The 13,082-nt window shown below is 57.3% G+C and carries 8 protein-coding genes and 3 tRNA genes; 7 read left to right on the top strand and 4 right to left on the bottom strand.

Annotation, left to right across the window (positions count from 1 at the left end):
• Nucleotides 1–65: 65 nt before the first annotated feature.
• From ACR3FB_RS07855 to mmsB, 4 genes are all read left to right on the top strand, one after another.
• Nucleotides 66–1,181, top strand: a complete 1,116-nt coding sequence (locus ACR3FB_RS07855; protein WP_170675973.1) for a carboxylate-amine ligase — start codon at nucleotides 66–68, stop codon at nucleotides 1,179–1,181.
• Nucleotides 1,182–1,287: 106 nt separating this feature from the next.
• A complete protein-coding gene (locus ACR3FB_RS07850; protein ID WP_480564901.1) occupies nucleotides 1,288–2,430 on the top strand; it encodes an acyl-CoA dehydrogenase family protein in 1,143 nt (380 codons plus the stop codon).
• Nucleotides 2,431–2,437: 7 nt separating this feature from the next.
• On the top strand, nucleotides 2,438–3,478 hold the full coding sequence (locus ACR3FB_RS07845; protein WP_480564904.1) for an enoyl-CoA hydratase/isomerase family protein: 1,041 nt from the start codon (nucleotides 2,438–2,440) through the stop codon (nucleotides 3,476–3,478).
• A gap of 3 nt (nucleotides 3,479–3,481) precedes the next feature.
• Complete coding sequence (gene mmsB / locus ACR3FB_RS07840) at nucleotides 3,482–4,354, top strand: 3-hydroxyisobutyrate dehydrogenase (protein WP_480564907.1); 873 nt, start codon at nucleotides 3,482–3,484, stop codon at nucleotides 4,352–4,354.
• Nucleotides 4,355–4,433: 79 nt separating this feature from the next.
• Here the strand turns inward: mmsB and uvrA are convergent, their stop codons facing one another.
• From uvrA to ACR3FB_RS07825, 3 genes are all read right to left on the bottom strand, one after another.
• Nucleotides 4,434–7,292, bottom strand: a complete 2,859-nt coding sequence (gene uvrA, locus ACR3FB_RS07835) for an excinuclease ABC subunit UvrA (RefSeq protein WP_480564910.1) — start codon at nucleotides 7,290–7,292, stop codon at nucleotides 4,434–4,436.
• Nucleotides 7,293–7,467: 175 nt separating this feature from the next.
• Nucleotides 7,468–7,544: transfer RNA gene (locus ACR3FB_RS07830), tRNA-Asp, on the bottom strand.
• 45 nt (nucleotides 7,545–7,589) lie between these two features.
• A tRNA-Asp gene (locus tag ACR3FB_RS07825) sits at nucleotides 7,590–7,666 on the bottom strand.
• Nucleotides 7,667–7,955: 289 nt separating this feature from the next.
• On the opposite strand from ACR3FB_RS07825, the gene ACR3FB_RS07820 reads away from it, so the two are divergent.
• From ACR3FB_RS07820 to ACR3FB_RS07810, 3 genes are all read left to right on the top strand, one after another.
• Nucleotides 7,956–8,675 carry a porin gene (locus ACR3FB_RS07820; RefSeq protein WP_480564913.1) on the top strand — a complete coding sequence of 240 codons (720 nt, stop codon included), beginning with the start codon at nucleotides 7,956–7,958 and terminating at the stop codon, nucleotides 8,673–8,675.
• A gap of 91 nt (nucleotides 8,676–8,766) precedes the next feature.
• A tRNA-Val gene (locus ACR3FB_RS07815) sits at nucleotides 8,767–8,841 on the top strand.
• Nucleotides 8,842–8,931: 90 nt separating this feature from the next.
• Nucleotides 8,932–10,518 carry an APC family permease gene (locus tag ACR3FB_RS07810; protein ID WP_480564916.1) on the top strand — a complete coding sequence of 529 codons (1,587 nt, stop codon included), beginning with the start codon at nucleotides 8,932–8,934 and terminating at the stop codon, nucleotides 10,516–10,518.
• A gap of 39 nt (nucleotides 10,519–10,557) precedes the next feature.
• On the opposite strand, the gene lon is transcribed toward ACR3FB_RS07810, so the two are convergent.
• Entirely contained in the window at nucleotides 10,558–12,966 is a 2,409-nt protein-coding gene (gene lon, locus ACR3FB_RS07805) for an endopeptidase La (protein ID WP_480564919.1), read from the bottom strand.
• Between the last annotated feature and the right edge of the window lie 116 nt (nucleotides 12,967–13,082).

Below are 13,082 nucleotides of genomic sequence, written 5' to 3'. Positions count from 1 at the left end.
CAAACCCTTGGCAAAACGTTGATTTAAGTATTCACTGATTGCATTGAAAAACGGCAGGTAGGCCCATGCAACAAGATTTCACGATCGGCATTGAAGAAGAATACCTGCTGGTCGACCGCGACAGCCTGCATCTGGCTGAGGCCCCGGCCGCGTTGATGGAGGCCTGCCAGGCGGATTTTGAAGGACAGGTCAGCCCCGAGTTTCTGCAATGCCAGATCGAGGTCGGCACCCGCCCCCACACGACGGTCAAAAGCGCGCGCGAAGATCTCAGGCGTCTGCGGTCCTGTGTGTCAAAGCGGGCCGCCGAGTATAACCTCAGCCCGATCGCTGTGTCCTGCCACCCCTTCGCCGATTGGAAAAAACAGCACCACACGAGGAAAGAGCGTTACGATGCGCTGCAACACGCTTTGGGCGGCGTTGCACGGCGGATGCTGATTTGCGGGATGCATGTGCACGTAGGGGTCGAAGACCCTGCCCTGCGGGCGGACCTGATGCCGCAGCTTAGCTATTTCCTGCCGCATCTCCTGGCACTTTCGGCATCCTCCCCATTCTGGAATGGGGAGGATACAGGGCTTTCCTCCTACCGCCTAACCGTGTTCGACAACCTACCGCGCACGGGATTGCCGCCGGTCTACAACAGTTGGAGCGAGTACGAACGCACAACCGGCGTGTTGGTTGAGCTGGGCGTGATCGAAGACACCTCGAAAATCTGGTGGGATCTGCGCCCCTCTCATCGGTTCCCGACGCTGGAAACGCGCATCATGGACGTCCAGCCGCGGCTTGAGCACACCTTATCTCTGGCCGCTCTCGTGCAGGCCCTGACCCGTATGCTGTGTCGCCTGAAGGCCCGCAATCTGCGCTGGCGGCAATATGACCGCTTCCTGATCGGTGAAAACCGCTGGCGTGCGCAACGCTATGGGGTCGGCGAAGGGCTGATTGATTTTGGGGATCGGTCGATCAAACCCATGGCCGAGCTGATCGGCGAACTCATGGGAATGTTGGCTGAAGATGCTGAGGCGTTGGGGACCATGACCGAACTCGCCCGCCTGCGTCAGATCGCCGAGACAGGCACCTCGGCCACCCGCCAACGGCGCGTCCATGCCGAAGCTGTCGCGAAGGGCGAAGACCCAGGCCAAGCCGTTGTCCGTCATCTGATCGAAGAGTTTCACGCGGACCTTTAGCGAACTCTACACTCAAACAGCTCTCAGGATTGCTCATCCTGAAATAGTTCTGTAACGATTGCGAAATAAACAATCGTTCAATTCTTTGCCTGTGGGAGGGTGCGCAATGGATTTCGGGCTGACCGAGGAACAAACGGCCATTTTCGATATGGCCTATGGATTTGGGCAGGACAACATCGCCCCATTCGCCCACCAGTGGGAGGCCGAAGGCACAATCCCCAAAGAGCTTTGGCCCCGTATCGGAGAGCTTGGCTTTGGCGCGCTCTACGTCTCGGAAGACAGCGGCGGAGCCGATCTCAGCCGTCTCGACGCAACCCTCGTGTTCGAGGCGCTGTCCATGGCCTGCCCCTCGGTCGCGGCGTTCCTGTCGATCCACAATATGTGCGCCAAGATGCTGGACAGTTTCGCCAGTGATGAGCTGAAATCACGGGTCATGCCCGATGTACTGAGCCTGAATACAGTGCTGAGCTATTGCCTGACCGAACCCGGCTCCGGCTCGGACGCCGCCGCGTTGAAGACGCGGGCTGAGCGCACGAACGAGGGCTACACTCTGAACGGTACCAAGGCCTTCATCTCTGGTGGCGGATACTCGGATGCCTATGTCTGCATGGTCCGCACGGGCGCGGAAGGTCCAAAAGGAATCTCGACCGTCTATGTCGAAGACGGCACGCCGGGTCTGAGCTTTGGAGCGCTGGAACAGAAGATGGGCTGGAAAAGCCAACCCACCGCGCAGGTCCAGTTCGACGATTGCAACATCTCCGCGGGCAATTTGGTCGGTTCCGAAGGCGACGGCTTCAAATACGCCATGATGGGCCTTGATGGAGGGCGTCTGAACATCGCCTCCTGCTCGCTTGGGGCTGCGCAGGCCGGGTTGGACATGACCCTGCAATACATGTCCGAGCGTAAGGCGTTTGGGCAATCCATCGACCAATTTCAAGCCTTGCAATTCCGCCTTGCCGATATGGAGATCGAATTGCAGGCCGCGCGCACCTTCCTGAGGCAGGCTGCCTGGAAACTGGATCAAGGCGCGCCGGATGCGTCGAAATTCTGCGCAATGGCGAAGAAATTCGTAACCGAGACCGGCTCAAATGTCGTGGATCAATGCCTGCAGCTTCATGGCGGCTACGGATATCTTGCCGACTATGGCATCGAAAAGCTTGTGCGCGACCTACGGGTGCATCAGATACTCGAAGGCACAAACGAAATCATGCGCGTGATCGTGGCGCGCCACCTGCTGGCCGGAACCTGAGGGGATCATGCCTGACATCGACATTCGCACGACCGGTCGCGCCGGGCGCATCACCCTGACCCGCCCAAAGGCTTTGAACGCCCTGAGCTATGAGATGTGCATGGCCATCGACACCGCCCTGCGCAACTGGCGCGAAGACGACGAGGTCGACCTGATCATCATCGACGCCGAGGGCGACAAAGCCTTTTGCGCAGGCGGCGACATTGCCAAACTCTATGAAACCGGACTCGCAGGGGATTTCTCACACGGGCAAACCTTCTGGCGCGATGAATACCGCCTGAATGCGCTGATCTTCGCGTACCCCAAACCCGTCATCAGCTTTCTACAGGGTTTCACAATGGGCGGCGGAGTCGGCATCGGCTGCCACGGAACCCATCGCGTGGTCGGAGAGACGTCGAAAATCTCGATGCCGGAATGCGCGATAGGGCTGGTTCCGGATGTCGGTGGCTCGTTGATGTTGGCCCTGGCAACTGGGCGGCTTGGCGAATATCTAGGCCTCACAGCATTCCGGATGGGACCAGCGGATGCCATTTACGCCGGTTTCGCCGATCACTTCATCCCTCAGGCCACGTGGCCGGACCTGATCGAACTGCTAGAGGCGTCGGGCAATGCCGAGCTTGTCACCGATCACGCCCAACCCGCACCCGACGGGAAACTGCAGCAGATGCAACCCGAAGTCGACCAGTATTTTGCAGGCGAGACACTCGAGGATATCCTCATAACCCTTCGCTCAGAGAATACTGATTTTACGTCGAAAAATTTGGACATGATGGGTAAACATTCCCCGCTTTCCATGGCCTGCACGGTTGAGATGATCCACCGCCTGCGCGGCCCCTCCCTGACCATGCATCGCGCATTGGATATGGAGTATCGCTTCACCTATCGCGCGCAGGAACACGGAGATCTCATAGAAGGTATTCGCGCGCTGATCGTAGATAGGGATCGCAGCCCCAGCTGGCAGTACCCGGACATGAAAGTACCCACTGTCGCGGTCTCGAAAATGCTGCAACCGCTTGGCGCAAACGCACTGACTTTTCAGGAGGATTAAGAGATGCAAATCGGTTTTATTGGCTTGGGCAATATGGGCGCGCCGATGGCGGCCAACCTTGCGAAAGCCGGGCATCAGGTGACAGGTTTTGACACGGCGGGTTTAAGCGTTGATGGCGTGACGCAAGCGCAATCCGCGACAGAGGCCGTCTCAGGCGCCGATGCCGTCATCACCATGCTGCCGAACGGCGACATCCTGCGCGCAGTCGCCAACCAGATCATCCCGACGATGCAACAAGGCGCGGTGTTAATAGACTGTTCGACCGTCGACGTGGACAGCGCCCGAGCCGTGGCAGAACAAGCCATCGCAGCCCAGCTTCTGTCCGTGGACGCGCCAGTCTCCGGTGGGATCGGAGGGGCCTCGGCCGGTACCCTAACCTTTATGGCTGGCGGATCATCCGACGCCTTTGCCAAAGCCGCCCCTCTGTTCGACATTATGGGTCAAAAAGCCGTGCATTGCGGTGAGGCAGGTGCCGGACAAGCGGCAAAAATCTGCAACAACATGATCCTCGGCGTCACCATGATCGCAACCTGCGAAGCCTTCGCCTTGGCCGACAAATTGGGCTTGGATCGGCAAAAGATGTTCGACGTGGTCAGCACATCCTCCGGCTATAGCTGGACCATGAACGCCTATTGCCCCGCTCCCGGAGTCGGCCCCACCAGCCCTGCGGATAATGACTATCAGCCAGGCTTCGCCGCCGAATTGATGTTGAAAGACCTGCGCCTCAGCCAACAAGCTGCCGAAAGCGCCGATGCCGACACCCCGATGGGCCAAGCCGCAACTGCGCTCTATCAGCAGTTCGTTGAAGCCGAAGGTGGTTTGGGCCAGGACTTCTCAGCCATGCTGCCCAGATTTGAAAAACGCAGCCGAGAATAAGGCACAAGGATCCTTCATTCATCTGGCTAATAATATCCCGGAGCGCGAGGCAGAGCCTCGCAAAAAACCGTGTCGCAGCCTATTCAGCCGCGACACGGGTGCCTGAAAGCATCGGTTTGAGGTAGCGCCCCGTGTGGCTCCGCTCGACCTCAGCCACTTCTTCCGGTGTTCCGGTGGCAACAATCTCACCACCGCCATCGCCACCTTCCGGGCCGATATCAATGATGTGGTCCGCGGTTTTCACAACGTCCAGATTGTGTTCGATCACGACAACCGTGTTCCCCTGGTCGACCAGTTCATGCAGAACTTCCAACAACTTACGTACGTCTTCGAAATGCAGTCCCGTGGTCGGCTCGTCCAGAATATACAGCGTCCGCCCGGTTGAGCGCTTCGACAACTCCTTCGACAGTTTGACCCGTTGCGCCTCACCTCCGGACAGCGTAGTCGCCTGCTGACCGACCTTAATATAGCCAAGCCCAACACGCGCCAGAGCATCCATCTTGTCGCGGATCGACGGCACGGCCTTGAAGAACTCCTGCGCGTCTTCGACCGTCATATCGAGCACATCCGCGATGGACTTGCCTTTGAATTTGATCTCCAGCGTTTCTCGATTGTACCGCGCGCCCTTGCAGGTCTCACAAGTGACGTAGACATCCGGCAGAAAGTGCATCTCGATCTTGATGACACCGTCGCCTTGACACGCCTCACATCGACCGCCCTTAACGTTGAAACTGAACCGCCCAGGCTTGTAGCCGCGCGCCTTGGCCTCGGGCAATCCTGCGAACCAGTCACGGATCGGCGTGAACGCCCCGGTGTAAGTCGCTGGATTCGAACGCGGAGTCCGCCCGATGGGGCGTTGGTCGATGTCGATGACCTTGTCCAGATGCTCCAACCCTTTGATCGTTTCGCAGGGCGCAGGCGTCTGGCGCGCACCGTTCAACCGCATCGAGGCCGTTTTGAACAGCGTCTCAATGGTCAGCGTCGACTTGCCCCCACCCGACACGCCGGTCACACAGACGAATTTCCCCAGAGGGAACTCGGCGGTCACGTTCTTTAGATTGTTACCGGTCGCTTTCACTACGGTCAGCTTTTTCTTATTGCCCTTGCGCCGTTCGGCAGGCACTGCAATTTCTCGCGTACCAGCCAGATATTGCCCCGTGACCGAGGCCGCATCGGCTGTTATTTCGGCTGGCGTTCCCTTGCTGACGACCTGCCCACCGTGGACACCCGCTCCGGGCCCGATGTCGAACACATAGTCGGCCTCACGAATGGCTTCTTCATCGTGTTCGACGACGATTACCGTATTGCCCTGATCTCGCAGGTTTTTCAGAGTGCCTAGCAGGCGATCGTTGTCCCGTTGGTGTAGGCCGATTGACGGCTCGTCCAGAACATAGAGAACGCCAGTCAGGCCCGATCCGATCTGGCTGGCAAGCCGGATACGCTGGCTTTCACCACCAGAAAGAGTACCACTTGAACGTGACAGCGTAAGGTATTCCAAACCCACGTTATTCAGGAATCCGAGGCGTTCGCGAATTTCTTTCAGAATCGCCCGCGCGATCTCGTTTTTTTGAACGCTTAGATGGTTCGGCGCGTCTTCGACCCAAGCCAGAGCCTCACGGATCGACATCTCGACCACCTGCCCCACATGCAGGCCGGCGATCTTCACGGCTAAGGCTTCGGCGCGCAGACGGTAGCCTTCGCAGGTGCCGCACGGACGGTTGTTCTGGTAGCGCTCAAACTCTTCCCGAATCCAGGCGCTGTCAGTCTCGCGGTAGCGGCGCTCCATATTCGGAATGACGCCCTCAAAATTGCGCGTCACCTGATAGACACGCCCACCCTCATCATAGCGGAACTGGATTTCCTCATCCCCAGAGCCGCGCAGAAACACCTGTTGCACCTTCTTGGGCAGGTCTTTCCACGGCGTGTTCTTGTCGAACTCATAGTGGCGCGCGATGGCTTCGATGGTTTGCAGGAAATACGGAGATTTCCCCTTTCGCCACGGCGCCAAGGCCCCGTCATACAGCTTCAGTGTCTGATCCGGCACCACAAGGCGTTCGTCAAAGAACAGCTCAACCCCCAGACCGTCGCAATCCGGGCAGGCCCCGAACGGGGCGTTGAACGAAAAAAGGCGCGGTTCGATTTCGGGAATCGTAAAGCCGCTGACCGGGCAGGCAAAGTTCTCGCTGAAAGTAATCCGCTCAGGATCCCCTTCGCGCGGCGCGGTTTCCAGAATCGCTATCCCATCAGCCAGATCCAGAGCGGTGCGCAGGCTGTCTGCCAGCCTTGTCTCCATCCCTTCGCGAACGACGAGGCGATCAACTACCACGTCGATATCGTGACGGAATTTCTTGTCCAGCGTCGGCGGTTCATCCAGTTCGAAGAACTCACCATCCACCTTGACGCGCTGGAAGCCCTGCTTGCGCAGTTCAAGAAACTCTTTCTTATATTCGCCCTTCCGGTCGCGCACGATGGGGGCCAGCAGGTAACCGCGCGTCCCCTCTTCCATCGTCATAATCCGGTCGACCATGTCCTGCACTTGCTGTGCTTCGATCGGCAGACCAGTCGCGGGGCTGTAAGGTGTTCCCGCGCGAGCAAACAGCAGGCGCAGGTAGTCATAAATCTCGGTCACCGTTCCAACGGTCGAGCGAGGGTTCTTTGACGTGGTTTTCTGTTCGATCGAAATCGCCGGAGATAGACCGCTGATATGATCCACATCTGGCTTTTCCATCATATCTAGGAATTGCCGCGCATAGGCCGAGAGGCTTTCGACATAGCGGCGCTGACCTTCGGCATAGATCGTGTCGAAAGCCAACGAGGATTTGCCCGAGCCAGACAACCCGGTGATCACCACCAGCTGGTCGCGCGGGATATCCACGTCAATGCTCTTGAGGTTATGCTCGCGCGCGCCGCGCACCTCGATATTCTTCAGCTCAGCCATTCTGGCCCCCAACAAACACGTCCCTCAGAGATAGGCGAGCAGCGCTGAGTCTCCAACAGAAAAGTTAGAACAAACTGTGAACGAACCAAATATTGCCGACACATACTGACATCAGCCCGAAACAACGGCAGCCTAGCGCCAAGAACCTATGATTTACGGAATTTTCAAGAGAAAATGGCGCGGTTGACGGGGCTCGAACCCGCGACCCCCGGCGTGACAGGCCGGTACTCTAACCAACTGAGCTACAACCGCGCATCTATTTTCGTGGCCTTTTAACTGGACCAAGTCTGACAGCGATGGCGCGGTTGACGGGGCTCGAACCCGCGACCCCCGGCGTGACAGGCCGGTACTCTAACCAACTGAGCTACAACCGCCCGCTGCCCGTTCGTTGCTGAACGTTGAGGTGTATTATGGCTACGCTCGGGCATCGTCAAGCGGCGTTTTGAAGTTTTTTGCCTGAAGCCTGATTTTTGTTTGCAGCCGCTCCTCGGCCATCCTTCGAGGCGCGGCGCGTGTGACCGCGCATTTGTGCCCCACCTGCAACAGCATATTGAAATCGCGCCGACCCCCTACTCATCCTTAACGATAAAAACTAACCAGACATTCATGCGTTTAAGTCTCATTTTGACCCGCGCCAACAAAAACACAAATCGGAGCAGCAACATGAAAAAAACCATTGCTACCAGTGCATTGACCAGCCTTCTACTGACCGGTGCAGCATATGCCGTCGAGGTAACCGGCGGATATGTGGACCTGGGCTATTCCACCTTCACAGACAGCGATCTTGGCGACGTCTACAACCTAAACGGCGCAGGCGAGCTAGCGTTTTCCCGTGCGTTTAGCCTGCAACTGGATGCGGGCGGCTACCGGTTCGAGGACGAGGACTATAACGGCACAAACGTCACCCTGCACGCCAACCTGCACACGCAAACCGCCTCGTTCGGCGCTTTCTACGGGCAGGACCATATCGAAGACGAGACGTTCCAATTCTACGGCGTTGAGGCCGGTTTCGGCGCAGGCCCCGCGCAGATCGAAGGGTACCTGGGCTTTCAAGATCTGAAAGAATTCTCTGACGCAGATGGCGTGATCCTGGGCTTTTCGGCCGGAGGAGCCGTCACCGAGAAATGGACTGTGATCGGCAAATACGACTACGTAAACGATATTGAAGGTGCTTTGGACGTCAGCGCATTTTCGATTGGCGCGACCTATAATGTTGGCACCAATGCACAGGTTTACGGCGAATTCGGCGCAGCCCACCTGTCCATCGGCAGCGGCAGCAGCACCGAACCCTTCCTTGGCGCAGGTGTCCGTATCAATCTGGGCAACGAGCGCGGAACAACCTTCGGACGCCGTGGCGTTCTGGACAAACTGCCCGGCCTCTAAAGAACATCAGACCCCGGCTTGCATACTGGCCGGGGTCCCGCCCCTATAAGTCTTGCAGCCGGGCATGAGCTGCGATAAGACGCCGAGCAATGGGTGATTAGCTCAGTGGTAGAGCGCTTCGTTCACATCGAAGATGTCAGGAGTTCAAATCTCTTATCACCCACCACCTCCAATTTTTCACACCTCCAGACAACGCTTGTCAGGCCAGAATCCACCAGCGTATCTTTGACATACGCAGTGCAAAGGGTTGACGCAGATGGCCAAATTGAAGCGTGACATTGGCCTACTGGGTCTGACCTTCATCTCCGTTGGCGGCATTATAGGCTCTGGATGGCTGTTCGGGCCGCTCTTGGCTGTGCAACATGCAGGACCAGCTGCGGTTCTATCCTGGATCATTGGCGCGGTGGCCATGTTTATTCTGGCCATCACCTTCGCCGAAATCTCGGCCATGCTGCCTATCCCGGGCGGTATCGCTCGGGTTCCCCAATTCTCTCATGGCAACATCGTCGCGATGGCAATGGGTTGGACGGCCTGGATCGGCTACAACACCACTGCGCCCATCGAGGTTGAGGCGATGTTGAAGTACTTAGCCCCCTACGCACTGTGGCTGCACACTGCCGAGAGCGGAGATCTGACGAGCGCAGGTGTGCTGGTTGCTCTGTCCTTCATGCTGCTATTCGTTGTCGTCAATGCCTTAGGCGTCAAATTCTTCACACGTGTTAACGCCACCCTAACCTGGGCGAAGATAGCGATCCCGGTCATTCTCTCAGCACTCTTGATCGCAAGCAGGTTTGAGGTTCAGAACTTCAACCAACCCGACGGGTTCGCCCCATACGGTCTGCAAGGCATCATGGCTGCGGTGTCGACCGGGGGCGTGATCTTCTCCTTCATCGGATTTCGTCACATCGTCGATATGGCGGGTGAGGTCCGCAACCCGAAATTCGCAATCCCAGCCGCACTGGTCCTCTCGATCGTAATGTGTGCGGCCATCTATCTAGCCCTACAGATCGCATTCATCGGCGCCCTTGACCCAACTTCGCTTGCACAAGGATGGTCCAGTCTCAGCTTCGGCGGAGAAGGACCGCTGGATGCGGTGATAATGTCTGTCGGCATTGCCTGGTTCTTAAACGTATTGAATGTTGGCTCCGTCATCGGACCGTTCGGCAATGGGCTTGTTGCAACGGGTTCGAATGCCCGGATTGCTATGGCTCTTTCGAAGAACGGATTTCTTCCTCATCGCATTATGCAGTTGTCCTCGTTCGGAGTACCCCTCTGGGCGCTTGCATTGAATTTCGGGATCGGAGTTTTGTTCCTGCTTACAGTCCCGTTTACCACGGTCATCGCATTGAACGGGGCAGCCATTGTCTTGTCCTTCGCGGTAGGGCCGATCGCTGTCGTATGCCTCAGAAAGCTGATGCCAGATCACCCACGCTCGATCCGAATCCCCGCTGTCCGTTTCGTAGGCGCTCTGGCCTTCGCCATCGCTACACTGATCGTTTATTGGAGCGGATGGGACACCGTCTGGCGTCTGGGTATCGCGTTGATCATCGGAATGATCTTGTTGCTGATCCGCTTTCACAATCGCCTGGATGAAATGGATGTGGCCGAAGCGCGTTGGCTGATGCCCTATTTCGCCGGAATCGGTGTAATCTCAGTATTTGGCCAGTTCGGAGAAGGTGCTCTGAAGCTCATCCCGTTCGGCTGGGATATTCTGGTCTGCATTCTGTTCTCGACGGCAATCTTCATCATAGCTGTCCGGTCGTCCTTGGCAAACGAAAAGTTTCAGAAATACATCGAAGAAGAGGAAATTTTGGACCCGAAACAACCTGTTATCGGGCTATAGAAAAAAGGCGGGGACCTGCCCCGCCTTTTTCGGTTTGTCTTAGTGCGCCGTTGCAGACGGCCCAGAGCTTTCAGCCGCTTTCGCTGCCGTAGCCGCGGACTCTTCAGCGGCTTCGTCCCATTCGATGGGCTCAGGCTCTTCTACCAATGCCTGTTTCAGCACTTCCGAGACGTGTTTGACCGGGATGATCTCCAACCCTTCTTTCACGTTGTCCGGAATGTCGGCCAGATCCTTTTCATTCTCTTCCGGGATCAGAACCGTCTTGATGCCACCGCGAAGGGCTGCCAGCAGTTTTTCCTTGAGCCCGCCAATCGGCATCGCATTCCCGCGCAGTGAGACCTCACCCGTCATGGCGATGTCCTTGCGCACCGGAATGCCGGTCAGCACAGACACAATCGAAGTCACCATCGCCAAACCAGCCGACGGGCCATCCTTAGGCGTCGCGCCATCCGGCACGTGCACGTGGATATCGATCTTGTCGAACTGAGGCGGCTTCACCCCAATTTGAGGCGAAATCGAGCGCACATAGGATGAGGCTGCGTCGATGGATTCCTTCATCACATCACCCAGTTTACCGGTGGTCTTCATCCGCCCCTTGCCGGGCAGTTTCAGCGCCTCGATATGAAGCAGATCACCGCCCACGGACGTCCACGCGAGACCAGTCACCACACCAACCTGATCGTCCTGTTCGGCCAGACCATAGCGGAACTTCGGCACCCCAAGGAAGTCATCTAGATTCTCAGGCGTCACGGTAACCGAGTCAGCCTCTTTCTTGATGATCTTGGTCAGCGACTTCCGCGCCACTTTGGCGATTTCACGTTCGAGGTTCCGCACGCCCGCCTCACGGGTGTAGGTGCGGATGATCGACTGCAGAGCCTCATCGGTCAGTTCAAACTCCTTGGCCTTCAGGCCATGGTTTTTGACCTGCTTGCTGATCAGGTGCTGCTTAGCGATCTCGGATTTTTCCTCTTCGGTGTAACCGGCCAGCGGAATGATCTCCATCCGGTCCAGCAGAGGCCCTGGCATGTTATAGCTGTTCGAGGTAGTCAGGAACATCACGTTGGACAGGTCATATTCGACCTCAAGATAGTGATCCATGAACGTGCTGTTTTGTTCCGGGTCCAATACTTCCAACATTGCCGAGGCCGGATCACCACGGAAATCCTGCCCCATCTTGTCGATTTCATCCAACAAGATCAGCGGGTTCGTGGTTTTCGCCTTTTTCAGCGCCTGAATGATCTTACCGGGCATCGAGCCAATGTAAGTCCGGCGGTGACCCCGAATTTCAGATTCGTCGCGCACACCACCCAGCGAGATGCGAATGAACTCGCGCCCCGTGGCCTTGGCAACGGACTTACCCAGCGAGGTTTTACCCACGCCCGGAGGGCCAACAAGGCACAGGATCGGGCCTTTCAGCTTTTTCGAACGCTGCTGAACCGCCAGATACTCAACAATCCGCTCTTTGACCTTCTCAAGCCCATAATGATCGGCGTCCAGAATGTCCTGCGCGCGGCCCAGGTCCTTTTTGACGCGGGACTTGGTACCCCATGGCAGCGACAGGATCCAGTCCAGATAGTTGCGCACGACGGTGGCCTCAGCCGACATCGGGCTCATGTTGCGCAGCTTCTTCAGCTCGCCTTCAGCCTTTTCACGCGCCTCTTTCGACAGCTTGGTCTCGTTGATCTTTTCTTCCAGCTCGGCGACTTCGTTCGAGCCGTCCTCGCCATCGCCAAGCTCTTTCTGAATGGCCTTCATCTGCTCATTCAGATAATACTCGCGCTGGGTCTTCTCCATCTGGGATTTGACACGGGTCTTGATCTTTTTCTCGACCTGCAGAACCGACATTTCGCCCTGCATCAGGCCATAGACCTTCTCAAGCCGCTCACTGACCGAGAGCGTCTCAAGCAGTTCCTGCTTTTGCTCAACCTCAATGCCCAGATGACCCGACACGAGGTCAGCCAGCTTGGCAGGCTCGGTGGTCTCACCCACGGCAGCCAAAGCCTCTTCGGGGATGTTCTTGCGAACTTTCGCGTAGCGCTCAAACTCGTCCGCGACAGTGCGCAGCAGCGCTTCGGTCGTGGTGACGTCGCCGGGGATTTCGGTCAGGTACTCGGCACGGGCCTCGAAAAACTGATCGTTTTCAAGGAATTCCGTGATCTGCACACGCGCCTGCCCTTCGACCAGCACCTTGACGGTGCCGTCGGGCAACTTCAGCAGCTGCAGGACATTGGCCAGAACGCCGGCCTGATAGATACCATCCACATCCGGATCATCGACACTCGGGTCGATCTGGCTAGACAACAGAATTTGCTTATCATCCTGCATCACCTCTTCCAGCGCGCGGACCGATTTGTCTCGGCCCACGAAGAGCGGCACGATCATGTGTGGGAACACCACAATATCGCGCAGCGGCAGGACGGGGTATGAGGAATTCAGAGGCTCTTGCATGCTCTATCCTTATCATTGGCAAGACGGCTCTGGTCCCTGCTTGAGGCAACCGCTGGCCGTCTCCTGTCTTGGATGGCTTAAGGTGGGGCTGTTACCGCCCTATTTCAACCTCACCA

Source organism: Ruegeria sp. AO1, assembly GCF_056535985.1.
This window is presented reverse-complemented; position numbering and strand designations above follow the sequence as displayed.